Source organism: Pseudomonas sp. LAIL14HWK12:I1 (assembly GCF_003202095.1).
In the GTDB taxonomy this organism is placed as follows: domain Bacteria; phylum Pseudomonadota; class Gammaproteobacteria; order Pseudomonadales; family Pseudomonadaceae; genus Aquipseudomonas; species Aquipseudomonas monteilii.
Genome location: NZ_QJKG01000013.1, coordinates 57446 through 80387 on the forward strand (window position 1 = coordinate 57446; position 22942 = coordinate 80387).

Here is a 22942-nt window from a genome sequence, read left to right on the forward strand (position 1 = left end):
CAAGGGAGAGACATCATGTATTTGACGCCTCAGCATGTCCTGCTTGCCGGTGCCACAGGTCTGACGGGTGAACACCTGCTCGACCGCCTGCTCAACGAGCCCACCATCACCCGCGTACTGGCGCCCACTCGCCGGCCGCTGGCCGAGCATCCGCACCTGGAAAACCCGGTGGGCGACCCAGCGGTATTCCTTCCTCAGTTGGCCGGGCGGGTCGATATCGCCTATTGCTGCCTGGGCACCACGCTGAAGCAGGCCGGCTCCGAATCGGCGTTTCGTGCGGTGGACCTGGACATGGTGGTGGCGTTCAGCAAACGTGCCCGGGAAATGGGCGCGCGGCATCTGTTAGTGGTCAGCGCGCTGGGGGCCGACCCGAAATCGTCGATTTTCTACAACCGGGTCAAAGGTGAGATGGAAGAGGCGCTGAAGGCTCAGGACTGGCCGCAGTTGACCATCGTGCGGCCGTCGTTGCTGCTGGGCGAACGCATTCAGCCACGCCTCAGTGAGCAGTTGGTTTCGCCGTTTTCCAAGCTGATACCGGGTAAATACCGGGGGATCGAGGCTTGCACCCTGGCACGAGCGCTGTGGCGCCTGGCGCTGGAGGAAGAGGACGGGATACGGGTTGTGGAGTCGGATGAGTTGCGCAGGTTGGGCAAGAAATAGGCGTTACCTATGACGGCCTCTTCGCGGGTAGCCCGCGAAAGGGCCGTTACAGGCCACCGGTGGCCTGGAAGCCTACACCGGCTGCTGTCAGCAACGACAACGGCAACAACAGGGTATCGAGCAACATGCTCCCCGGCAGGTCCAGACCAGGATAGGCTGGTGCATCAGCCCCGTAGTGGTCTCGCGGGCAGCACCCACCATTGATCACGTACAAATCCAGCCGGGTGCCGGCATACACCACCGGCGCCCCGGGCTTGGCGGCATCCAGCGTGCGTACCGTGGCGCAGCCCCCCAGCATCAGCAGCGCCAGCCCCCCCACCAACGCTCGCTTCAATCATCCACCCCAAAGTGGTGTTCACCCCAGCGCGGCAACATGTCCTGGGGAATGTTCAGCAGGTTGAGAATACGCGCCACGACAAAGTCGACCAGGTCGTCGATGGTCTGCGGCTGATGGTAGAAGCCCGGTGCCGCCGGTAGGATCATCGCGCCCATCTGCGACAGCTTGAGCATGTTTTCCAGGTGGATGGTGGAAAACGGCGCTTCGCGTGGCACCAGGATCAGTTGCCGACGCTCCTTGAGGGTAACGTCGGCAGCGCGTTCGATCAGGTTGTTGCAGGCACCGGTGGCAATGGCCGACAAGGTGCCGGTGGAACAAGGCACTACCACCATCGCCGCCGGGGCACCGGAGCCGGAGGCCACCGGCGACATCCAGTCTTCCTTGCCATACACGCGGATCTGCCCGTCGGCGGCGCCGGTGTATTCGGTAAGGAAGGCCTGCATCGCCTGGGGCTTGGCCGGCAACAGCACGTCGGTCTCGGTGGCCATTACCAGTTGCGCGGCCTTGGAGATCAGGAAGTGCACTTCGCGGTCTTCGCGCACCAGGCAATCGAGCAGGCGCAGGCCATACTGGGCGCCCGAGGCGCCCGTCATGGCCAGGGTGATGCGTTCCGGCCCGCTCACTTCAGCGCCTCGGCCAGTTTGCCGTGCAGGCCGCCAAAGCCGCCGTTGCTCATGATCACCACATGAGTGCCCGGGCGGGCCTGGCCCTTGACCCGCTCGATGATCGCGTCAAGGCTGTCGGCTACCACACTCGGGACCTTGCACTGCGCGGCGGTGGCCGCCAGGTCCCAGCCGAGGTTGGCCGGGGCGTACCAGATGACCTGGTCGGCGTCGTTGACGCTCTCTGGCAAACCGTCACGGTGGGCGCCCAGCTTCATCGAGTTGGAGCGTGGTTCGATCACGGCAATCACCGGGGCCTCGCCAACACGCTTGCGCAGGCCATCGAGGGTAGTGGCGATGGCAGTCGGGTGGTGGGCGAAATCATCGTAGATGGTCACGCCCTGCACTTCGGCCACCTTTTCCATGCGCCGTTTTACGCTCTTGAACGCGCTGAGGCCTTCGATGCCCATGGCCGGGGCCACGCCGACATGGCGGGCGGCGGCCAGGGTGGCCAGCGCGTTGGCAACGTTGTGCTGGCCCGTCAGTGCCCAGTCCACCACGCCTTGCGCTTCGCCTTCGAACAAGACTTCGAAACGCGAGCCGTCGGGGCTGAGCAGGCGCGCCTGCCACTGGCCACCCACGCCTGTGGTCTGCACCGGGGTCCAGCAGCCCATGCCGATCACCCGCTCCAGCGCTTGCTCGGTGGTAGGGTGAATCACCAGGCCTTCGCTCGGGATGGTGCGTACCAGGTGGTGGAACTGCCGCTCGATCGAGGCCAGGTCCGGGAAGATGTCCGCGTGGTCGAACTCAAGGTTGTTGAGGATCGCGGTACGCGGGTGGTAATGCACGAACTTCGAGCGCTTGTCGAAGAAGGCGCTGTCGTACTCGTCGGCTTCGACGACGAAGAACGGCGTGTCGCCCAGGCGGGCCGATACCGAGAAATTCTGCGGCACACCGCCAATCAGGAAGCCCGGGCTCATGCCGGCGTGCTCCAGCACCCAGGCCAGCATGCTGCTGGTGGTGGTCTTGCCGTGGGTACCGGCAACGGCCAGCACCCAGCGGCCTTGCAGCACATGGTCGGCCAGCCACTGCGGGCCGGAAACATAGGGCAGGCCCTTGTTCAGCACGTATTCCACTGCCGGGTTGCCGCGTGACATGGCGTTGCCGATGACCACCAGGTCGGGTGCCGGGTCCAGCTGGGCCGGGTCATAGCCTTGGGTCAGTTCGATGCCCTGGGCTTCGAGCTGAGTGCTCATCGGGGGATAGACGTTGGCGTCCGAGCCGGTGACGCGATGGCCAAGTTCCTTGGCCAGCACCGCCAGCGAGCCCATGAAAGTGCCGCAAATACCGAGAATGTGAATATGCATGGTCGACCTCGCAAAACATCGAGGCAGGGTAGCCCAGGGCGCGACAAATCGCACCCGCTGTTTCGCTCAGTCGGCCCTCGCAATGCCGTGTTTGCGCAGTTTTCGATACAAGGTATTACGGCTGATGCCCAGATGCTCGGCGACACGGGTCAAGTGCCAGTGTTTTGCCTCCAGGGTCGCCATCAGCGCTTGGCGCTCGGCATCCTCCAACACAACTGGCCCTATCGCCGGCAAGCCAGATCCCACAGGGTTTGCACGCGCCTCAGGCTTGGTGCAGTACCTGTGGGAGCTGGCTTGCCGGCGATCGAGGGCGAAGCCCTCGCGAACAATAGCGGGGAGATCCGAGAACTCGATTCGGGCGTTCTCGCAAAGCGCCACCAAGGTACGCAGCACGTTGCGCATCTGCCGCACATTACCCGGCCAGGCAAAGTCCAGCAGCGCCTGACGCGCCCTGGGCTCCAGTTCGACACGTTGCCCCTGCGCCTCCTGATGCAGCAAAAAGTCCAGCAGCTGTGTTTTGTCACTGCGCTCACGCACCGCCGGCAACGCCACCTCCAGGCCATTCAGGCGGTAATACAGGTCCTCGCGGAAACTGCCCTGCTCCACCCGCTCCAGCAAGTCGCGGTGGGTGGCGCTGACAATACGGACATCCACCGCTTGCGGCTCGCCACCGATGGGCACCACCTGGCGCTCTTCCAGTACCCGCAGCAGGCGGGTTTGCAAGGCCAGCGGCATGTCGCCGATCTCGTCCAGCAGCAAGGTGCCGCCATCGGCCTGCAGCAGCTTGCCGCGCATGCCTTCTTTGCGTGCTCCGGTAAAACTGCCGCCTCGGTAACCGAACAACTCGCTCTCGATCAGGCTTTCCGGGATCGAGGCACAGTTGATGGCGATGAACGGCTTGCCGCGTCGCCCGCTGGCCTGGTGCACGGCCTGGGCAAACGCTTCTTTGCCACAACCGGTTTCACCACGTAGCAACAGCGGCACGTCACGCTCGAACACCCGTACGCTGCGGCGGAATTCGTTCTGCAGAGCCGGGTCGAGCAGGCAGATGGCCGGTTCCATCGGGTGCATGGGCAAGGGTTGCGCAACAGGCACCGACCACACGGGCGCACGGGCCTTGCCGCGCAGGCTGGCAAACACTTGGCGACCGTCCAGCGTATGCAGCGGCCAGACCGTGCTGCCAGCGGGGGTGGCGCGGCTGAACAGTTCGTCGTGGCTACAGGCAAAAAAACGCTCCACGGGTTTGCCCAGCACGCCACCGCGCACGCTGCCCAGCAGGTTCAACGCGCTCTGGTTGGCAGCACAAATCCGCCCATCGCCGTCGAACGCCAGCAGGCCTTCGCTGAACAGGCCGACCGACTCGGCCTGCAGGTGAAAACGCAACAGCCACTGCTGCTCGAAGTGGCGCAGGAAATAGCAGCTTTCAATCATCTTCGCCGACAGGTTCACCAGCGCCATGGTGTGGAACTGGCTCTGGCGCGAAACGTCAGGCCGCGCGGATGACACATCCAGCACCGCCAGCAACTCGCCATGCGGGTCGAACACCGGGCTGGCCGAGCAGGTCAGGCCAGTGTGGCGGCCGCGAAAGTGCTCGTTCTGGTGAATGGTCAATGCCTGGCGCTCGACCAGGCAGGTGCCGATGCCGTTGGTGCCCTCGCGCGCCTCGCTCCAGTCGGCGCCCAACCACAGCCCGGCACGCTCGAAGCTGCGCCGCTCGGTGGCCGCGCTGACGCAGTTGAGGATCACCCCGCGGGCGTCGGTCAGCAGTACCGCATGGCCGGCGCCGGAAAGCTGCTGGTGCAGGCTGTTCATTTCATGATCGGCAATTTGCAGCACCTGGCGCAGGCGCTCGCGGCTTTCCAGCAAACGCCCATGCTCGAGCACCACGGGCGCCTCGATTACCGAAGGGTCGAGGTGGTAGTCCTCCAGGCAGCGCAGCCAGGAACGGGCGATGGACGGGTCACTGCCCCCCTCCCCGGCCCCACCATGGGCAACGGTATGCACTTGCTGGGCATGGCGAATGAAAGGATTGCTCTGCATTTGTTGTAGTTCTCCGCAGATAGAGAGTCCTGCCAGCATCCTCCACCCGGGAAGCCTTTGCAATGCACCCGTCTGGGACGTGTCGTAAATGGCACAAAGTGTCACCCCCGCGCGTATCGGCGCTGGTACAAGGGCTTATCAGCAGGCCTTGGTAGCTGACCCAAGTCATTGATTTGACTGGCGTGCGAAACGCTGGCCCAACCTTTGCTCTACGCTTTCCAACTCCTCAACAAACATAACAGCCAGGAGACACACCATGCGTTACGCACATCCCGGTACCGAGGGCGCGAAGGTTTCCTTCAAGAGCCGCTACGGCAACTACATCGGTGGCGAGTTCGTAGCTCCGGTCAAGGGGCAGTACTTTGAAAACACGTCCCCGGTGAATGGCAAACTGATCGCCGAATTCCCCCGTTCCACTGCCGAAGACATCGATAAAGCGCTCGACGCCGCCCACGCCGCTGCCGACGCCTGGGGCCGCACGTCAGTGCAGGACCGCTCAAACGTGCTGTTGAAGATCGCCGACCGCATCGAGCAAAACCTCGAACTGCTGGCGATTACCGAAACCTGGGACAACGGCAAGCCAGTCCGCGAAACCCTCAACGCCGACATCCCGCTGGCGGTCGACCACTTCCGCTACTTCGCCGGCTGCATCCGCGCCCAAGAGGGCGGTGCTGCAGAAATCAACGAAGGCACCGTGGCCTACCACATTCACGAACCGCTGGGCGTGGTCGGGCAGATCATCCCGTGGAACTTCCCGATCCTGATGGCCGCCTGGAAACTTGCCCCGGCCCTGGCCGCCGGCAACTGCGTGGTGCTCAAACCTGCCGAGCAGACCCCGCTGGGCATCACCGTGCTGGTCGAACTGATTGGCGACCTGCTGCCAAAAGGCGTGCTCAACGTGGTGCAAGGCTTTGGCCGCGAAGCCGGTGAAGCCCTGGCCACCAGCAAGCGCATCGCCAAGATCGCCTTCACCGGCTCCACCCCGGTGGGCTCGCACATCATGAAATGCGCAGCCGAAAACATCATTCCATCCACCGTGGAACTGGGCGGCAAGTCGCCGAACGTGTACTTCGAAGACATCATGCAAGCCGAGCCGAGCTTCATCGAGAAGGCGGCCGAAGGCATGGTGCTGGCGTTCTTCAACCAGGGCGAAGTGTGCACCTGCCCATCCCGGGCACTGGTACAGGAGTCGATCTACCCGCAGTTCATGGAAGTGGTGATGAAGAAGGTGCTGCAGATCAAACGCGGCGACCCGCTGGACACCGACACCATGGTCGGCGCCCAGGCTTCGCAACAGCAGTTCGAGAAGATCCTCTCGTACCTGCAGATCGCCCAGGACGAAGGTGCCGAGCTGCTGACCGGCGGCAAGGTGGAAAAACTGGAAGGCTCGCTGGCCACCGGTTACTACATCCAGCCGACCCTGCTCAAGGGCAACAACAAGATGCGCGTGTTCCAGGAGGAAATCTTCGGTCCGGTGGTCAGCGTCACCACCTTCAAGGACGAAGCCGAAGCCCTGGCGATTGCCAACGACACCGAGTTCGGCCTGGGTGCCGGCGTGTGGACCCGCGATATCAACCGTGCCTACCGCATGGGCCGCGGGATCAAGGCTGGCCGCGTATGGACCAACTGCTACCACCTGTACCCGGCGCATGCGGCGTTCGGCGGCTACAAGAAGTCCGGTGTTGGCCGTGAGACCCACAAGATGATGCTGGACCACTATCAGCAAACCAAGAACTTGCTGGTGAGCTACGACATTAACCCGCTGGGCTTCTTCTAAGCCCGTCAGCCAGAGCGGTTCGCGTTCACGAACCGCTCTGGCTCGCTTCCTGCAGTACCCATCACCATCGGCCCGGAACCCTTCCGGCCACCAAGAAAAAGAACAGGTGAAACTATGCCAAGCGATCATTCCGCCGGCTCGCCGGCAGGCTCTTCTGTCGACTTCGAAAAAGTCGGCTCGGACTATTTCCAGCAACGTGAACTGAAAAAAGGCGCCGCCGGCTGGGTACTGCTGGTCGGCCTGGGCGTGGCCTACGTCATTTCCGGCGACTATGCCGGCTGGAACTTCGGCCTGGCCCAGGGCGGCTGGGGCGGCATGTTCCTCGCCACCTTGCTGATGGCCACCATGTACCTGTGCATGTGCTTTTCGCTGGCCGAACTGTCGTCGATGATCCCCACCGCAGGCGGCGGCTACGGCTTTGCCCGCAGTGCGTTCGGCCCGTGGGGCGGCTTTCTGACCGGTACGGCGATCCTCATCGAATACGCCATCGCCCCTGCCGCCATTGCCGTGTTCATCGGCGCTTATTGCCAGTCACTGTTCGGCATCGGCGGCTGGATGATCTACCTGGCGTTCTACATCGTGTTCATCGGCATCCACATCTTCGGTGTGGGGGAAGCGCTGAAGCTGATGTTCATCATCACCGCCATCGCCGCCATCGCCCTGGCGGTGTTCCTGGTGAGCATGGTGCCCCATTTTGATGCAGCCAACCTGTTCGACATCGCCAAAACGGACGCGGTGGGCGCCAGCAGCTTCCTGCCGTTCGGTTATGTGGGCGTGTGGGCGGCCATTCCTTATGCCATCTGGTTCTTCCTGGCTGTCGAAGGTGTGCCGCTGGCCGCCGAAGAAACCAAGAACCCCAAGCGTGACCTGCCACGCGGCCTGATCGGTGCCATGCTGGTACTGTTGGCCTTCGCCCTGCTGATTCTGGTAGTCGGCCCCGGCGGTGCAGGCTCCGAAGCACTGAAAGCGTCCGGTAACCCGCTGGTCGAGGCACTGTCCAAAGCCTATGGCGGCAGTACCTGGATGGGCGGTTTCGTCAACCTGGTCGGCCTGGCCGGGCTGATCGCCAGCTTCTTCTCGATCATCTACGCCTATTCCCGGCAGATCTTCGCCCTGTCCCGCGCCGGCTACCTGCCGCGCAAGCTGTCGGAAACCAACAAAAGCAAGGCGCCGGTGCTGGCCTTGATCATCCCCGGCATCATCGGCTTTGCCCTGTCGCTGACCGGCCAGGGTGACCTGCTGATTCTGGTAGCCGTATTCGGCGCTACCCTTTCTTACGTGCTGATGATGGCCGCACACATCACCCTGCGCATCCGCCGGCCGAAGATGGAGCGCCCATACCGCACCCCCGGTGGCATCTTTACCTCGGGCGTCGCGCTGGTGCTGGCCTGCATCGCTGTGGTTGCCGGCTTCCTGGTCGACCCACGGGTGGTGATTGGCGCCGCAGTGATCTATGCGGTATTAATTGCCTACTTTGCTTTCTACAGCCGCCACCACCTGGTTGCGGGCACACCGGAAGAGGAATTCGCCGCGATCCAGAAGGCCGAAGAGGCCCTGCACTGATTGCCGCCACCCGCCGCAGGGCAACCTGCGGCTCTGGAGATTCTGTATGGCAAGTTTCGTACACACGGTCGGCCACCTGGTCTACCGCTTCGACAGCCTCAAGGAAGTGATGGCCAAGGCCAGCCCGGCACGCTCCGGGGACTACCTGGCAGGCGTTGCAGCCAGCAACGACGGCGAACGCGTTGCCGCGCAGATGGCGCTGGCCAATATCCCGCTGACGCACTTTCTCAATGAAGCGCTGATCCCTTACGAAGATGACGAGGTTACCCGCCTTATCGTCGATACCCACGATGCCCAGGCGTTCGCACCGGTCAGCCACCTGACCGTGGGCGGCCTGCGTGACTGGCTGCTGAGCGAAGAGGCCGATGAAGACAGCCTGCGCGCCCTGGCGCCCGGGCTGACACCGGAAATGGCAGCAGCGGTCTCGAAGATCATGCGTGTCCAGGACCTGGTGCTGGTGGCGCAGAAGATCCGCGTTGTTACCCGTTTTCGCGGCACCATGGGCCTGCGCGGGCGCCTGTCGACCCGGCTGCAGCCCAACCACCCGACCGACGAGCCGGCCGGTATCGCCGCCAGCATCCTCGATGGCCTGCTGTACGGCAACGGCGATGCCATGATCGGCATCAACCCGGCCACCGACAGCATCGCCTCGATCTGCGCCCTGCTGGAAATGCTCGACGCCATCATCCAGCGCTACGACATCCCTACCCAGGCCTGTGTGCTGACCCACGTCACCACCTCGATCGAGGCGATCAACCGTGGCGTGCCGCTGGACCTGGTGTTCCAGTCCATCGCCGGTACCGAGGCGGCCAACGCCGGGTTTGGCATCAACCTGAACGTACTGCAGGAAGGCTACGAAGCGGGCCTGTCGCTGAAGCGCGGCACCCTTGGGCAAAACCTGATGTACTTCGAAACCGGCCAGGGCAGCGCGCTGTCGGCCAACGCCCACCACGGCGTCGACCAGCAAACCTGCGAAACCCGCGCCTATGCCGTGGCCCGCCACTTCAAGCCGTTTCTGGTCAACACCGTGGTCGGTTTCATCGGCCCGGAGTACCTGTACAACGGCAAGCAGATCATCCGCGCCGGCCTGGAAGACCACTTCTGCGGCAAGCTGCTGGGCGTGCCGATGGGCTGCGATATCTGCTACACCAACCACGCCGAAGCCGACCAGGACGACATGGACACCCTGCTGACCCTGCTGGGGGTGGCCGGGATCAACTTCATCATGGGTATCCCCGGTTCCGACGACATCATGCTCAACTACCAGACCACCTCGTTCCACGACGCGCTGTACGCGCGCCAGACCCTGGGCCTGAAGCCCGGGCCGGAATTCGAAGCGTGGCTGGCCCGCACCGGCATCTTCACCCAGGCCGATGGCCGGGTGCGCTTTGGTGACAACCTGCCGCCGGCCTTCCGCCAGGCCTTGGCACAGCTTGCATAGGGATGACCATGGACCCTCGCACACCTACCCCCGACAACCCCTGGCTGGCCCTGCGCAACCTGACCCCGGCACGCATCGCCCTGGGCCGCACCGGCACCAGCCTGCCGACCGGGGCGCAGCTGGACTTCCAGTTCGCCCATGCCCAGGCCCGCGATGCCGTGCACCTGGCCTTCGACCACGCCGGCCTGGCGACCCAACTGAGTGACCGTGGCCGTGACAGCCTGGTGCTGCACAGTGCCGCCAGCGACCGCCACCAGTACCTGCAGCGCCCGGACCTGGGCCGGCGGCTCAACGAAGACTCGATTGCCACCCTGCGCCAGCACGCACAGGCGAACCCCGGCGGCGTCGACCTGGCCATCGTGGTTGCCGATGGCCTGTCGGCGCTGGCTGTTCATCGCCACACCCTACCGTTCCTGAGCCGTTTCGAGGAGCAAGCGGCCGCTGATGGCTGGACCAGCGCCCCTGTGGTGCTGGTACAGCAGGGCCGCGTGGCAGTGGCAGACGAGGTCGGCGAATTGCTGGGCGCACGGATGACCGTGATGCTGATCGGCGAACGCCCAGGGCTCAGCTCGCCCGACAGCCTGGGCCTGTATTTCACCTACGCGCCGAAGGTCGGCCTGACCGATGCCTACCGCAACTGCATTTCCAACATCCGCCTGGAGGGCCTGAGCTATGGCATGGCGGCGCACCGCTTGCTGTACTTGATGCGCGAAGCCTGCAAACGCCAGCTTTCCGGGGTGAATCTGAAGGACGAAGCCGAGGTCCATAGCCTGGAAAGTGAAGACAGCGCCAACCAGAAAGGCAACTTCCTGCTCGGCAAAGGGTAAAAAACATGTCACGGAAGGCGGATTGCACTTGTGACGCGCATTGGGCAGCATGCCCTTGAACGCTGCAGGCATTCCGCTGTTTCCCTAAATGGACTCTGAGGGCCGCACATGCGCATCATCAAGGCAACCCTGGAACACCTCGACCTGCTCACGCCACTGTTCGTCAGATACCGTGAGTTCTATGGGCAGCTGCCCTATCCCGACAGCTCGCGCAGCTTTCTGGAAAAGCGCCTGAAACGGGATGAATCGGTGATCTACCTGGCGCTACCGGATGATGACGACAGCAAGCTGATGGGCTTCTGCCAGTTGTACCCCAGCTATTCGTCGCTATCGCTGAAGCGGGTATGGATACTCAACGACATCTACGTGGCCGAAGACTCGCGACGCATGCTGGTGGCTGACCACCTGATGCGTGAGGCGAAGAAAATGGCGAAAGAGACCAACGCCGTGCGCATGCGGGTTTCGACCAGCGCGGACAACGAAGTTGCGCACAAGACCTACGAATCCATCGGTTTTCGTGAAGACACCGAGTTCAAGAGCTACATCCTGCCAATCAGCCAGGATTGACAGTCCCGGCCCTTTCGCGGGCGTGCCCGCGAAAGGGCCAGCACAGGAAGCACCTGCCGTAACCCCCCGCTACAAACTCCCCGGGCATGATCCTGACTTAGCCGTATAATGCCCCACCTGTCATGTGTGAAAATTTACCCATCCCCAGGTAACCGAGCCTACGCCCCAGAACACAGGTGCTGTACATGGATTTCAACCCGCTGGACCTTATCCTGCATCTCGATGCCTACCTCGATCTGCTGGTCACCAATTACGGTCCCTGGATCTACGCCATCCTGTTCACCGTCATTTTCTGTGAAACAGGGCTGGTGGTAATGCCTTTCCTGCCAGGCGATTCGCTGCTGTTCATCGCTGGCGCCGTGGCCGCTGGTGGTGGCATGGACCCGGTGCTGCTGGCCGGCCTGCTGATGGCTGCCGCCATCCTGGGGGACAGTACCAACTACGTCATAGGGCGAACGGCCGGCGAGCGGTTGTTCAACAACCCCAACTCGAAGATCTTCCGCCGCGATTACCTGCAGCGTACCCACGACTTCTACGAACGCCACGGCGGCAAGACCGTGACCATGGCGCGCTTCCTGCCCATCCTGCGTACCTTTGCACCGTTCGTCGCCGGCATCGCGCACATGCATTACCCACGCTTCCTCGGTTTCAGCATCGCCGGTTCGCTGCTGTGGGTGGGAGGCCTGGTTACCCTGGGTTACTTCTTCGGTAACGTGCCGTTCATCAAGCAACACCTGTCGCTGATGGTGGTGGGCATCATCATCCTGTCGCTGGTGCCGATGATCCTCGGCCTGCTGCGCGGCCGCCTGGGCCGGGCCGCCAAGGCTCACTGACCGCCACTCATGTGGTCGTTCAGCGCCTGGCGGCGCAAGCGCACCCTGGCGCGCTACCCTATCTCCCCCCAGCAATGGCAGGCCGTACGCGAGCGCCTGCCGATGCTGGACGGCATCAGTGACGCCGAAGACCACTGGCTGCGCGAAGCCTGCATCCTGTTCCTGCTCGACAAGCACCTCACCTGCCTACCCGGCGTCGAACTGGACGACGAGCAGCGCCTGCTGCTGGCCGCCCAGGCGCAACTGCCACTGCTGCACCTGGGCGAGCTGAACTGGTACCAGGGTTTCCACGAAATCATCCTGTACCCCGACGACTTCAAAAGCCCCCAGCGCCACCGCGATGCCAGTGGCGTAGAGCACGTCTGGGACGGCGAGCACAGCGGCGAAGCCTGGCAGCAGGGGCCGATCATCCTGGCCTGGAACGGCGTGCTGGCCAGTGGCGGCTGGGAGGCCTACAACCTCGTCATCCATGAGCTGGCGCACAAGCTCGACATGCTCAATGGCGATGCCAACGGCCTGCCCCCGCTGCACAGCGGCATGCCGGTGGATGAGTGGGCAACGGCCATGCAACAAGCCTACGACGACCTCAACCGCCAGCTGGACGCCAACCCCGACGCCGAAACCGCCATCGACCCCTATGCCGCGGAAAACCCGGCGGAGTTCTTTGCGGTCACCAGCGAATACTTCTTTAGTGCCCCCGACCTGCTGCAGCAGGCTTATCCATTGGTCTACCGCCAGTTGTCGCTGTTCTACCGGCAAGACCCGCTGGCGCGCCTGCGCCAGCTACAGGCCGAACACCCCGAATACCGCGAAAGCCACGCCTGACGGGGCCGCACATCAGGCCAGGCGTGGCATGCCCCGGCAGAATGTGCCTATAATCGCCGCCACTTTTTTGGTCAAACACGGGGGCACTGCCCAATGAGCTACAGCAAGATTCCGGCGGGCAAAGACCTGCCGAACGACATCTACGTCGCCATCGAGATCCCGGCCAACCACGCGCCGATCAAATACGAAATCGACAAGGACAGCGACACCCTGTTCGTCGACCGTTTCATGGCTACCCCAATGTTCTACCCAGCCAACTACGGCTTCATTCCGAACACCCTGGCTGACGACGGTGATCCGCTGGACGTGCTGGTTGTTACCCCTTACCCGGTAGCGCCAGGCTCGGTTATCCGCGCCCGTCCGGTTGGCGTGCTGAACATGACCGACGACGGCGGCGGCGACGCCAAGGTCATCGCTGTTCCTCACGACAAGCTGTCGCAGCTGTACGTTGACGTGAAGGAATACACCGACCTGCCAGCCCTGCTGATCCAGCAGATCGAGCACTTCTTTGCAAACTACAAAGATCTCGAGAAGGGCAAGTGGGTCAAGATCGAAGGTTGGGAAGGCGCCGACGCCGCCCGTGCCGCGATCACCAAATCGGTTGCTGCCTACAAGGGCTGATACCGGTTGCAGGAAGAACCCCGCCAAGGCGGGGTTTTTTTATGCCTGAATGGGCGATGCTCAGGGTGCTGGTAATAAATCCTACGCAGTCCTACATCAACTCCCTACAAACCACCTCTTTTCGTACAACCCCTGTCAACACCCGGTTCATATCCTTGCTGACACCCCCGCCGCTACACTCGCTACCATGAACACTTCCGGCGACCGCCTCAAAGCCCTGCTCCACGAATGTGGCCTGACCCCTTCCGATTTTGCCGCCCAACGCAGCGTCACACCGCAGCACGTCAACAACTGGTTCAAACGTGGTGTGCCTTTGGCCCGGCTGGACGAACTGGCCGACTTGTTCTGTGTGCACCGCCGTTGGCTACGCACCGGAGAAGGGCCCAAACATCCCAACCCGATCCTGCGCAGCGGCGCGCCCCGGCCGACGCCCGTCAACCCGCCCTCTCCGCTGTCGGTGGAACATGGCCGGGCAGTGAAGGTGCCTTACTACCAGTTGCAACAAGGGCAGCTGTCGCCGGTGGCCAGCAAACACCTGCGCTTGCCGGCAAAAGCCTTGAGAGGCCTGGGTGTGCATGCTGCCAATGCGATCTGCCTGGCAATGCCGGCCAGCAACATGCTGCCCCTGATTCCGCTGAATGCCAGCCTGGCCATCGACCTGGGCATGACCCGAGTGGTCGAGGGTGAAACCTATGCCCTGCTGCACAACGGCATGCTCAGGGTGAACAACCTCAGCCTTGGCCAGCACGGTACGCTGTACCTGCACAGCCATGACCGGCGCAACTACGCAGTCGAACGCTACACCCCCGCACAGTGCCAGGCGCAGGGCCTGGAAATTCTTGGCTGGGTGTTTCACTGGTCGCATTTCCGCCAACAGCGGCCTGGCTGAAACACCCTGTGCCATTTTTTGCTGGGCATCCTGCGCGTGCCCTTGTATGCTACGCGGCACATTCAGCCCCGACCGGCGCAAGCCGCGGTCCAGAGGGCTCTGGCGATATCCCACACGGGCATCTGCCATTTCTTTCAGGCCCTTGATGGCCACTCAGTTAAGGCGATTGCGGCTTACCATAAATTAGTCGGAAGCGTCCCCGAGAAGCCGGCCACAAGCCGGCTTTTTAATGCCTCGCCGAAAGCCATCCCAAGGCCTCTGCGGCCTACCTCCCTCCTTCAAGAAGCTGACGAAAAAGTAATGTCGGACTCAGTTTTCTGACAGCGGCAACTCGCTAGTTTGGTCGTGGGCTGCGACACCCAGCAGCCGGGATATCCGCACCCCACACGACTGGACGCAACGGCATGCAAAGCAAAACCACAAGACGCACCTTCGTCAAAGGCCTGGCCGCTACCGGACTGCTCGGCGGGCTGGGCATGTGGCGCACGCCGGTGTGGGCCTTGACCAGCCCTGGCCAGCCAAACGTGCTGACAGGCAGCGACTTCGACCTGTACATCGGTGAACTGCCGGTCAATATCACCGGCACAAGGCGCACAGCGATGGCCATCAACGGATCCATACCTGGCCCAACGCTTCGCTGGCGCGAAGGCGATACCGTTACGCTTCGCGTGCGCAACCGTTTGAAGCAGGACACCTCCATCCACTGGCACGGCATCATCCTGCCGGCCAACATGGATGGTGTGCCTGGCCTGAGCTTCCATGGCATCGCCCCGGATGGCCTGTATGAGTACAGGTTCAAAGTCCATCAGAACGGCACCTACTGGTACCACAGCCACTCAGGCTTCCAGGAACAGGTTGGGGTGTACGGCGCGCTGGTCATCGATGCGAAAGAACCCGAGCCGTTCACCTATGACCGGGATTACGTGGTGATGCTCAGCGACTGGACGGATGAAGACCCTGCCCGGGTGCTGTCCAAGCTCAAGAAACAGTCTGACTACTACAACTTCCACAAACGGACGGTGGGTGATTTCGTCAACGACGTGAGCGAAATGGGCTGGTCCGCTGCGGTGGCGGATCGCACGATGTGGGCCGAAATGAACATGAGCCCCACCGATCTCGCGGACGTGAGCGGATACACCTACACCTACCTCATGAATGGCCAGGCACCGGGCGCCAACTGGACGGGGGTATTCAAGCCTGGCGAAAAAATCCGCCTGCGCTTCATCAACGGCTCCGCCATGACGTATTTCGACGTGCGTATTCCCGGCCTTAAGATGACCGTGGTTGCGGCGGATGGGCAGTATGTGAAGCCGGTAGCGGTCGACGAGTTCCGTATCGCGGTTGCTGAAACCTACGATGTGATTGTCGAGCCCGAGGATGAGCAGGCATACACCCTCTTTGCTCAATCCATGGACCGCACCGGTTATGCCAGGGGCACCTTGGCCATCCGCGAAGGCCTGCAAGCGGCTGTTCCAGCTGTTGATCCACGCCCGCTGATTTCCATGAGTGACATGGGTATGGATCACAGCGGCATGTCGGGGATGGACCATGGCAGCATGGCTGGCATGGACCACAGCCAGATGGCCGGCATGGATCACGGCAGCATGGCTGGCATGAGTGGAGCCATGCAGGGCCATCCTGACTCAGAGACCAACAACCCCTTGGTCGACATGCAGACGATGAGCCCCACGCCAAAACTGAGCGACCCGGGCATCGGGCTGCGTAACAACGGCCGACGTGTGCTGACGTATGCGGACCTGCGCAGCACCTTCATTGATCCCGACGGCCGAGAACCTGGCCGCACCATCGAGTTGCACCTCACAGGCCACATGGAAAAGTTCGCCTGGTCGTTCGACGGGGTCAAGTTTTCCGATGCCGAGCCGCTGCGCCTCAAATACGGGGAGCGCCTTCGTATCACCTTGGTCAACGACACCATGATGACTCACCCCATCCACCTGCATGGCATGTGGAGCGACTTGGAGGATGAGAACGGCAACTTCATGGTGCGCAAGCACACCATCGACATGCCGCCTGGCTCGAAACGAAGTTACCGCGTGACTGCGGATGCTTTGGGGCGCTGGGCCTATCACTGCCACCTGCTGTTCCACATGGAAATGGGCATGTTCCGAGAAGTCCGCGTGGACGAATGAACTGGAGATCCGAGATGAACAAACCTATGAAACGAAGCGCGTTTTTCCTCTCTGCTGCGATGGCTGGCCTGCTGGCTGTTTATGCCCCGTCGTCGTGGGCCGGTGACAACCATGAGCAACACACCCAGAAAGCCGCAGATGCAGCAAAAGCCAAGGGCGCTCAAGGCATGGACCACGGTTCCATGAAGGGCATGGATCACAGCGCCATGAAGGGCATGGACCATGGCTCGATGGAAGGTATGGATCACAGCAAGATGATGGAATCGCAGGGCAGCGACAACGCCAAGGCAGGGAAAGATGGCCAATAGCCCGGCGCGACCCTCGCTGCTGGCCCTGGCCGTTTCACTCGGTATGCTGGGTGCTGCACCCAGCTTCGCCGCTGGCGAAATGGACCATTCGGCGATGGGGCACGGCTCCATGTCGGGCATGGACCCTAGCCAGATGAATCATGGCAGCATGCAGGGCATGGATCATGGGGGCATGGATCACTCGAAGATGAACCATGGTACTGCCAGCCCTGCGACGACCAGCCGAACGCCGATTCCCGAATTGACGGATGCAGACCGGCAGGCGGCATTCCCCCCATTGGGCGGGCATCAGGTACACGACAGCGCGCTCAATAGCTTCTTCTTGCTGGACCAGCTTGAGTATCAGGATGCAGACGAAGGCAGCACCCTGGCCTGGGATGCTACCGGGTGGGTCGGCGGCGATATCAACCGGTTGTGGATTCGCTCCGAAGGCGAACGCACCAACGGCGTCACCGAAGATGCCGAGTTGCAGCTGCTCTATGGCCGCGCTATCAGCCCCTGGTGGGATGTGGTTGCCGGAGTGCGCCAGGATTTCAAACCGCAATCACCGCAAACCTGGGCGGCGTTCGGCATCCAGGGCATGGCGCTTTACGGCTTCGAGGCCGAAGCCACCGCGTTCCTGGGTGAGAACGGTCAAACCGCCGCGCGCCTGGAAGGCGACTACGACATTCTGCTGACCAATCGCCTGATCCTTCAGCCCACCGCCGAAGCCAATTTCTATGGCAAGAACGACCCTGAGCGAGGCGTGGGTTCTGGCCTGGCGAATACCGAGGTCGGGCTGCGGCTACGGTATGAAATCGTTCGCCAGTTCGCACCTTACATAGGCATCACCTGGAGCCGCTCCTACGGCAAAACGGCTGATTTCGTCCGCGACGAGGGTGGTGATGTGGATGAAGCGCGTTTCGTTGCCGGCATTCGCATGTGGTTTTGAGAGCCCGACATGAAAAAAACAATTACAACGCTTGTTGCAGCAGGCGCCGTCGCCGGTGCGGGCGTATTGGGCGCAGCTTACTTTGGCCTGGTGAACGTCGGGGCTGATGATCCCCATTTCCCGGCCGTGCATGCCTTTCTGGCCATGGCCCGGGATCGGTCCATCGAGGTACGGGCCAGGGATATCGAGGTACCGGACCTCAAGAATGAAAACCTGATTCGCATCGGCGCCGGTAACTACAACGCCATGTGCATTGGTTGCCATCTGGCCCCTGGCGTCGAAAAGACCGAGCTGAGCCAAGCGCTGTACCCGTCGCCTCCTGATCTGAGCAAGCTCGGCGCCAGCGGTGATCCCGCTGTTGCGTTCTGGACCATCAAGCACGGCATCAAGGCTACGGGAATGCCAGCTTGGGGCAAGAGCATGGATGATTCGTATATCTGGGGCATAGTGGCTTTTCTCGACCAACTACCGCAGATGAATGCTCAGCAGTACCAGGCGATGGTCGCAAGCAGTGGCGGCCACCAGCATGGGGGCGGTGAGAGTGACATGCACAACCATGAAGGCCAGCATGGGCAAGACCAAGCCGGCAGTGATCACCACTCGAAGCCGGCGTCGAAGACGCATGCTCATCGTGATGGGTCAGGAAAAATCGGCCCTTGAAATGTTCACCTTGAATGCTGCACTGGGCAGACAGGTGCATGCCGACAGGGTTGCAGCGCCTGGTAGATCGAGGGCCGCGCGGGCGGCGCTCGATTTCATAAACGATGCAAAATCGTCGACGTAGACCTACACGCCACAACACCAATCAGAAGTCATACCGCGCCCCAACCATCATGCTGCGCGACGGCCCGTAGAAGTTGAACGTGGAGGTCGACCCCACCCGCGACAGGTAATCCCGGTCGAACAGGTTGTTGACGTTGAAGGTGGCGGTCAGCTTCGAGGTCACCGGGTACGACAGCATCGCATCCACCGTGGCATAGCCCGGTGCATCGATGCGCACGCCGCCATTCTCGGAATAGAAGTTGCTCATCGCCGAAATGCCGCCACCAATGGCCAGGCCGTTCAGCGGGCCTTGGCTGATGGTGTACTTGCTCCACAGCGAAGCCTGGTTGCGCGGCATGATGAAGAAGGTCGTTTCTGCATCACCCTTGAGGGTTTCGGTTTCCATCCAGGTGTAGCCGGCCAGCAGCTCCCAGTTTGGCGTCAGCTTGCCGCTTACTTCCACTTCGGCACCTTTGACGCGGGTTTTGCCGGAGGCAACCGAGAAGTTGGTGTCTACGCCATCTTCGTCGTATTCGGTAGTGGCGCGGTTCTTGTCGGTCAGGCGGAACACCGAGAAGCGGGTGTTCAGGTCGCCGCCGAAGTAGCTGCTCTTGAGGCCGAATTCGTATTGCTCGCCTTCACGCGGTTTCAGCACCCGACCGTTGCTGTCGGTGTCGGACTGCGGCTTGAACACCTGCGAGTAGCTGGCGTACAGGGCGTGGTTTTCGGTCAGGTCATAGACCAGGCCGCCATACGGGGTGAAGTGGCCATCCACGCGCTTGCTGTCGTTGGTGGTGGCACCGGTGCTCAGGGTGGTGGTGTAGAAATCACCGCGATACCAGCTGAAGCGGCCACCGGCGATCAACGCCAGGCGCTCGATCGGGCGGAAGGTGACCTTGGAGTACAGGCCGTATTCCTCTTCCTGCATGCCGGTCTCGGTGCTGTAGTTGGGCGACGGTTTGGCGAACTGCTTCGGCGAGTAGGTGTTGACGTTGATGACGCCCAGGTTGGTGGTGCCGTTGAGGTATTCGGTGTCGTAGTTCTTGTAGTCGGTACCGACCACGAATTCGCTGACCTGGCCGAGGGTTTCGAACGGCTGGCTGTAGCTGGCGTCCAGCGAGTAGGTGTCCTGAGTGAAGTCACGGGCGCTGGCGCGCTCGGAGTTGGCACCGGTGGTGGCGTTGGTCGCGGTGAAGGCGTACAGGTAATTGGTGTCGCGGTGCGAGCCACGGGCGGCGACACGGCCATAGCCGCCGTTGTCGAAGCGGTGGGTCAGCTCGGCGACCAGGTCGGTGGTCTTGCCGTCGAAGTAGTTCCAGTCGGCACCCAGGAAACGGGAGTGGCTGAAGTCCGGCACGTCGCCAGACAAGGTTGCCGGATAGCCGTTGTGCGGGGTGATGTTCTTCACTTCGTGCATCAGGCCGAACGACAGCGTGGTGGCATCGTCCAGGTCGACATCCAGCGCGCCGTAGTAACTGTTGCTGGTGTTGGCGTTGTAATCGACTTCGCCATTGGTATCGTCACGGGATGCAATGAAACGCCCGCGCACGCGGCCGGCATCATCCAGCGGCCCGCTCAGGTCGATTTCTTCGTGGTTGGTGTCCCAGGTGCCGTAGCTGCCTTCAATATGGCCCTGGAATTCGGCGGTCGGGCGCTTGCGCACCATGTTGACGATGCCGCCCAGCTCGCTGGTGCTGCTGAACAGCCCGGCCGGGCCACGCATGATTTCGACACGGTCGAACGCCGCCAGCGACGGCACGGTGCCGAAGATGCTGGCCATGGGGGCCGGCAGGCCGTCGATGTTGAACTCGCTGTATTCGTAACCACGGGCGTAGATCGAAGACCGGCCGCTGTCGTTGGTCAGGGTGCGCAGGCCGGCGGTGTACTTGGCCAGGTCATCCAGGTGTACGAATTGGCGGTCCTTGACGTAATCCTGGGTGTAGACGGTGATCGATTGCGGAATGTCCTTGAGCGCCGCAGGGGTCTTGGTGCCCACAGTCGCGGCATCGACGCTGTAGCCGCCGGTTGCTTCCGAGGGCAGCATGTCGTACAGGCGGTTGCCTTCGATGGTCAGTGCCGGCAGGTCAAGCGCGTTGTCCTCTACCGCCGCCTGGGTCGCGACCGTGTCAGCCAGTGCCGACACCGAAAATGGCGCCAGCAAGCTCAGCACCAACAAGCCCCGCGCCTGTCGCGAGTTCCCCACACGTTTGAAACTGTTCATGACACACCCTTCGCCCAAATGACAGTAATTCGCAAACGAAACAAGTTGCTTTTTGCGAACGATACCGGAGCGAAAACAGGGGTGCAGCAGGATTAACCTTCTTAACACAACCGGGCGTTGCCCTCCCCCTGCCAGCAATGGGATGATTCGTAACTGATAGAAGTTCTCATTCAAGGCTCAACGTGCCCACCTCACTTCTCCTCGTCGAAGACGATCCACGCCTGCGTCAGGACCTGGAACGCCATTTCCTCAACCGTGGTTTCCAGGTGCATGCCTGCGCCAGCGGCACTCAGGCCCTGAATGCCATAGCACGCGCGCAGTTCGAACTGGTGTTGCTGGACATCATGCTGCCGGGCATCGACGGCCTCAGCCTGCTCGACGCATTGCGCCGCCAGCAGGCGGTGCCGGTCATGCTGATGTCGGCGCTGGGGGCGGAACAGGACCGCATCAGTGGCTTCACCCGAGGTGCGGACGACTACCTGCCCAAGCCCTTCAGCCTGGCGGAGCTGGACGCACGGGTCGATGCCCTGTTGCGGCGCGTGGCGTTCGATCGCGGCACGGCGCTGCGGGCCGACGTGGGCGAGGTAATGCTGGACCACGACCGCCAGGACGTTATCCACAACGGTAACGCCGCAGGCCTCACGGCTTCCGAATTCCGCTTGCTGGTGACGCTGCGTGCCCACCCCGGCGAAGCCTTGAGCAAGCCGTTCCTGTACCAGACCGTGCTTCACCGGGCCTATACCCGCCTGGACCGGGGCCTGGATGTGCATGTGTGTAACCTGCGCCGCAAACTGGCCGACATCAATGCCCAGCACCTGCAGATCCAGGCCGTGCGCGGCCAGGGTTACATCCTGGTCGACACGGAACAGCCCTGATGCGCCGCCACCCGTTGCTGTGGAAACTGGCCGTGCTGCAAGTCGGCTTCTGCCTGTTGCTGGTCTGGCTGATCTGGACCTGGGGCCTGTCGGTGGAGCGCAGCACCTATTTCCTGTCCCCGGCCGACCAGGACTACCTGGCGCGCTATGCGCAACAAGCCGAAGACGCCTGGGACCAAGGCGGTGCGGTGGGCGTCGAGAGCTGGCGCAAGCAACTGGAACACGCCGAGAACACCTGGGTGGCAGTGATCGGCCCGCACCTGCAAAGCCTCGGTACCACCCCGCTAAGTGCCGAGCAGGCCAGCCACCTGACCTTCATGCGCAAACTCGATTGGCCGATGAGCCGTCGCCTGCAAGATGAACTGCCCTACGTCAGCATCGAATTTCCACGACACCCCGAGCACGGCCGCTTGGTGCTGCAGTTGCCTGAGCGACTGCTACCCACCGGCCTTACGCCGTGGACCCACGTGGTCACCCACGGCGTAGCCCCCGCACTGCTCGCCCTGCTGCTGGGCCTGGCGTTGTACCGGCATTTGGTAGTGCCGCTGAACCGCCTGCGCGACCGCGCCGACGCCCTGCGTGCCGATGACCTGGACAGCCCCGCCCTCCCCCTGCAAGAGCGTCGGGATGAGTTGGGTGAACTGGCACAGGCCTTCGAGCACATGGCCGGGCGCTTGCGCCAGAGTCTGGAGCAACAGCGCCTGCTGTTGCGCACGTTGTCGCACGAACTGCGCACGCCGCTGGCACGACTGCGTATCGCCCATGACAGCGACTTGCCGTCGCATCAGTTGCGCGAGCGTCTGGACCGCGAAGTCGCCGACATGCAGAAGTTGCTGGAAGACACCCTGGACCTGGCCTGGATGGACACCGAGCAACCCAGCTTGCCGACCGAACCGGTATTGATGGTTTCAGTGTGGGAAGCCCTGTGCCAGGACGTCTGCTTCGAAAGCGGCTGGGCCCCTGCGCGCCTGCCCTGTTCGCTTGGTATCGACTGCCAGGTACAAGCCCACCTGGACAGCCTTGCACAAGCCTTGGAAAACCTGCTGCGCAATGCCATTCGCCATTCGCCACCCGAAGGCCGGGTCAGCCTGGATGGCTGGCGCGAAGGCGAGGTTTGGCACCTGCGCCTGAGCGATCAGGGCCCCGGCGTGCCGCACGCGGAGCTCGAACGCATCTTCAAACCTTACCAACGCCTTGCCGACAGCGGTGCCGGGTTCGGCCTGGGCCTGGCCATTGCCCGACGCGCCATCGAGCTGCAAGGCGGCCGATTGTGGGCCAGCAATGGCCACCCGGGCCTGTGCCTGCATTTGACCTTGCCGGCCGCCAGCGACTGTTTAGAAAGTTAA

Annotated in this window: 21 protein-coding genes; 16 read left to right on the top strand and 5 right to left on the bottom strand. The window is 62.4% G+C overall.

Annotated features, from left to right (window positions below):
• Positions 1-15: 15 nt before the first annotated feature.
• Complete coding sequence (locus D906_RS24905; protein WP_016715385.1) at positions 16-660, top strand: oxidoreductase; 645 nt, start codon at positions 16-18, stop codon at positions 658-660.
• Positions 661-706: 46 nt separating this feature from the next.
• On the opposite strand, the gene D906_RS24910 is transcribed toward D906_RS24905, so the two are convergent.
• From D906_RS24910 to D906_RS24925, 4 genes are all read right to left on the bottom strand, one after another.
• Positions 707-994, bottom strand: a complete 288-nt coding sequence (locus D906_RS24910; RefSeq protein WP_019097906.1) for a YceK/YidQ family lipoprotein — start codon at positions 992-994, stop codon at positions 707-709.
• Complete coding sequence (ubiX, locus tag D906_RS24915) at positions 991-1620, bottom strand: flavin prenyltransferase UbiX (protein ID WP_027615792.1); 630 nt, start codon at positions 1618-1620, stop codon at positions 991-993. Before ubiX ends, D906_RS24910 begins: the two co-directional genes overlap by 4 nt.
• Positions 1617-2966, bottom strand: coding sequence for a UDP-N-acetylmuramate:L-alanyl-gamma-D-glutamyl-meso-diaminopimelate ligase (gene mpl / locus D906_RS24920; RefSeq protein WP_019097905.1), 1350 nt, complete (start codon positions 2964-2966; stop codon positions 1617-1619). The genes ubiX and mpl overlap by 4 nt, the downstream gene beginning before the upstream one ends.
• 66 nt (positions 2967-3032) lie before the next feature.
• Positions 3033-5006, bottom strand: a complete 1974-nt coding sequence (locus D906_RS24925) for a sigma-54-dependent Fis family transcriptional regulator (protein WP_019097904.1) — start codon at positions 5004-5006, stop codon at positions 3033-3035.
• A gap of 256 nt (positions 5007-5262) precedes the next feature.
• Between D906_RS24925 and D906_RS24930 the strand changes: the two genes are divergently transcribed.
• The 13 genes from D906_RS24930 to D906_RS24990 all read left to right on the top strand — a co-directional run bounded on the left by D906_RS24930 (position 5263) and on the right by D906_RS24990 (position 18398).
• Positions 5263-6783, top strand: a complete 1521-nt coding sequence (locus D906_RS24930) for an aldehyde dehydrogenase family protein (RefSeq protein WP_016715380.1) — start codon at positions 5263-5265, stop codon at positions 6781-6783.
• Between the two features lie 114 nt (positions 6784-6897).
• Positions 6898-8346, top strand: coding sequence for an ethanolamine permease (gene eat / locus D906_RS24935; RefSeq protein ID WP_016715379.1), 1449 nt, complete (start codon positions 6898-6900; stop codon positions 8344-8346).
• Positions 8347-8392: 46 nt separating this feature from the next.
• Positions 8393-9787 carry an ethanolamine ammonia-lyase subunit EutB gene (locus D906_RS24940; protein ID WP_016715378.1) on the top strand — a complete coding sequence of 465 codons (1395 nt, stop codon included), beginning with the start codon at positions 8393-8395 and terminating at the stop codon, positions 9785-9787.
• An 8-nt stretch (positions 9788-9795) separates the two neighbouring features.
• Complete coding sequence (eutC, locus tag D906_RS24945; protein ID WP_025754627.1) at positions 9796-10614, top strand: ethanolamine ammonia-lyase subunit EutC; 819 nt, start codon at positions 9796-9798, stop codon at positions 10612-10614.
• A 108-nt stretch (positions 10615-10722) separates the two neighbouring features.
• A complete protein-coding gene (locus D906_RS24950) occupies positions 10723-11181 on the top strand; it encodes a GNAT family N-acetyltransferase (RefSeq protein WP_016715376.1) in 459 nt (152 codons plus the stop codon).
• Between the two features lie 185 nt (positions 11182-11366).
• Positions 11367-12014 carry a DedA family protein gene (locus tag D906_RS24955; RefSeq protein WP_016715375.1) on the top strand — a complete coding sequence of 216 codons (648 nt, stop codon included), beginning with the start codon at positions 11367-11369 and terminating at the stop codon, positions 12012-12014.
• 9 nt (positions 12015-12023) lie between these two features.
• On the top strand, positions 12024-12839 hold the full coding sequence (locus tag D906_RS24960) for a zinc-dependent peptidase (RefSeq protein ID WP_016715374.1): 816 nt from the start codon (positions 12024-12026) through the stop codon (positions 12837-12839).
• 93 nt (positions 12840-12932) lie between these two features.
• Positions 12933-13460, top strand: coding sequence for an inorganic diphosphatase (gene ppa, locus D906_RS24965; protein ID WP_003255365.1), 528 nt, complete (start codon positions 12933-12935; stop codon positions 13458-13460).
• Positions 13461-13647: 187 nt separating this feature from the next.
• The gene (locus D906_RS24970; protein ID WP_016715373.1) at positions 13648-14349 is read left to right on the top strand and encodes an XRE family transcriptional regulator; all 702 of its coding nucleotides are present in this window, start codon (positions 13648-13650) and stop codon (positions 14347-14349) included.
• 404 nt (positions 14350-14753) lie between these two features.
• Positions 14754-16499, top strand: coding sequence for a copper resistance system multicopper oxidase (locus D906_RS24975; RefSeq protein ID WP_019097902.1), 1746 nt, complete (start codon positions 14754-14756; stop codon positions 16497-16499).
• A complete protein-coding gene (locus tag D906_RS24980) occupies positions 16496-16807 on the top strand; it encodes a hypothetical protein (protein ID WP_033693656.1) in 312 nt (103 codons plus the stop codon). The genes D906_RS24975 and D906_RS24980 overlap by 4 nt, the downstream gene beginning before the upstream one ends.
• Positions 16797-17738 (top strand): copper resistance protein B, encoded by a 942-nt coding sequence (locus D906_RS24985; protein WP_025754625.1) that lies wholly within the window; start codon positions 16797-16799, stop codon positions 17736-17738. Before D906_RS24980 ends, D906_RS24985 begins: the two co-directional genes overlap by 11 nt.
• A 9-nt stretch (positions 17739-17747) precedes the next feature.
• Complete coding sequence (locus tag D906_RS24990) at positions 17748-18398, top strand: cytochrome c (RefSeq protein WP_016715369.1); 651 nt, start codon at positions 17748-17750, stop codon at positions 18396-18398.
• 145 nt (positions 18399-18543) lie between these two features.
• Here D906_RS24990 and D906_RS24995 read toward each other — a convergent pair whose 3' ends face one another.
• A complete protein-coding gene (locus tag D906_RS24995) occupies positions 18544-20721 on the bottom strand; it encodes a TonB-dependent siderophore receptor (RefSeq protein WP_026020396.1) in 2178 nt (725 codons plus the stop codon).
• A 182-nt stretch (positions 20722-20903) separates the two neighbouring features.
• Here D906_RS24995 and D906_RS25000 point away from each other — a divergent pair, with 182 nt between their 5' ends.
• Positions 20904-21596 (top strand): response regulator transcription factor, encoded by a 693-nt coding sequence (locus D906_RS25000; protein ID WP_016715367.1) that lies wholly within the window; start codon positions 20904-20906, stop codon positions 21594-21596.
• Positions 21596-22942, top strand: a complete 1347-nt coding sequence (locus tag D906_RS25005) for a sensor histidine kinase (RefSeq protein ID WP_019097898.1) — start codon at positions 21596-21598, stop codon at positions 22940-22942. The genes D906_RS25000 and D906_RS25005 overlap by 1 nt, the downstream gene beginning before the upstream one ends.

Bases quoted from the DNA above. Each gene is read 5' to 3' on its own strand.
- D906_RS24960 (WP_016715374.1), top strand. From the start codon at position 12,024: ATGTGGTCGTTCAGCGCCTGGCGGCGCAAGCGCACCCTGGCGCGCTAC.
- eutC (WP_025754627.1), top strand. From the start codon at position 9,796: ATGGACCCTCGCACACCTACCCCCGACAACCCCTGGCTGGCCCTGCGC.
- mpl (WP_019097905.1), bottom strand. From the start codon at position 2,966: ATGCATATTCACATTCTCGGTATTTGCGGCACTTTCATGGGCTCGCTG.
- D906_RS24990 (WP_016715369.1), top strand. From the start codon at position 17,748: ATGAAAAAAACAATTACAACGCTTGTTGCAGCAGGCGCCGTCGCCGGT.
- D906_RS24940 (WP_016715378.1), top strand. From the start codon at position 8,393: ATGGCAAGTTTCGTACACACGGTCGGCCACCTGGTCTACCGCTTCGAC.
- ppa (WP_003255365.1), top strand. From the start codon at position 12,933: ATGAGCTACAGCAAGATTCCGGCGGGCAAAGACCTGCCGAACGACATC.
- D906_RS24925 (WP_019097904.1), bottom strand. From the start codon at position 5,006: ATGCAGAGCAATCCTTTCATTCGCCATGCCCAGCAAGTGCATACCGTT.
- D906_RS24905 (WP_016715385.1), top strand. From the start codon at position 16: ATGTATTTGACGCCTCAGCATGTCCTGCTTGCCGGTGCCACAGGTCTG.
- D906_RS24975 (WP_019097902.1), top strand. From the start codon at position 14,754: ATGCAAAGCAAAACCACAAGACGCACCTTCGTCAAAGGCCTGGCCGCT.
- D906_RS24950 (WP_016715376.1), top strand. From the start codon at position 10,723: ATGCGCATCATCAAGGCAACCCTGGAACACCTCGACCTGCTCACGCCA.
- eat (WP_016715379.1), top strand. From the start codon at position 6,898: ATGCCAAGCGATCATTCCGCCGGCTCGCCGGCAGGCTCTTCTGTCGAC.
- D906_RS24955 (WP_016715375.1), top strand. From the start codon at position 11,367: ATGGATTTCAACCCGCTGGACCTTATCCTGCATCTCGATGCCTACCTC.
- D906_RS24985 (WP_025754625.1), top strand. From the start codon at position 16,797: ATGGCCAATAGCCCGGCGCGACCCTCGCTGCTGGCCCTGGCCGTTTCA.
- D906_RS24970 (WP_016715373.1), top strand. From the start codon at position 13,648: ATGAACACTTCCGGCGACCGCCTCAAAGCCCTGCTCCACGAATGTGGC.
- D906_RS24995 (WP_026020396.1), bottom strand. From the start codon at position 20,721: ATGAACAGTTTCAAACGTGTGGGGAACTCGCGACAGGCGCGGGGCTTG.
- D906_RS24930 (WP_016715380.1), top strand. From the start codon at position 5,263: ATGCGTTACGCACATCCCGGTACCGAGGGCGCGAAGGTTTCCTTCAAG.
- D906_RS25005 (WP_019097898.1), top strand. From the start codon at position 21,596: ATGCGCCGCCACCCGTTGCTGTGGAAACTGGCCGTGCTGCAAGTCGGC.
- D906_RS24980 (WP_033693656.1), top strand. From the start codon at position 16,496: ATGAACTGGAGATCCGAGATGAACAAACCTATGAAACGAAGCGCGTTT.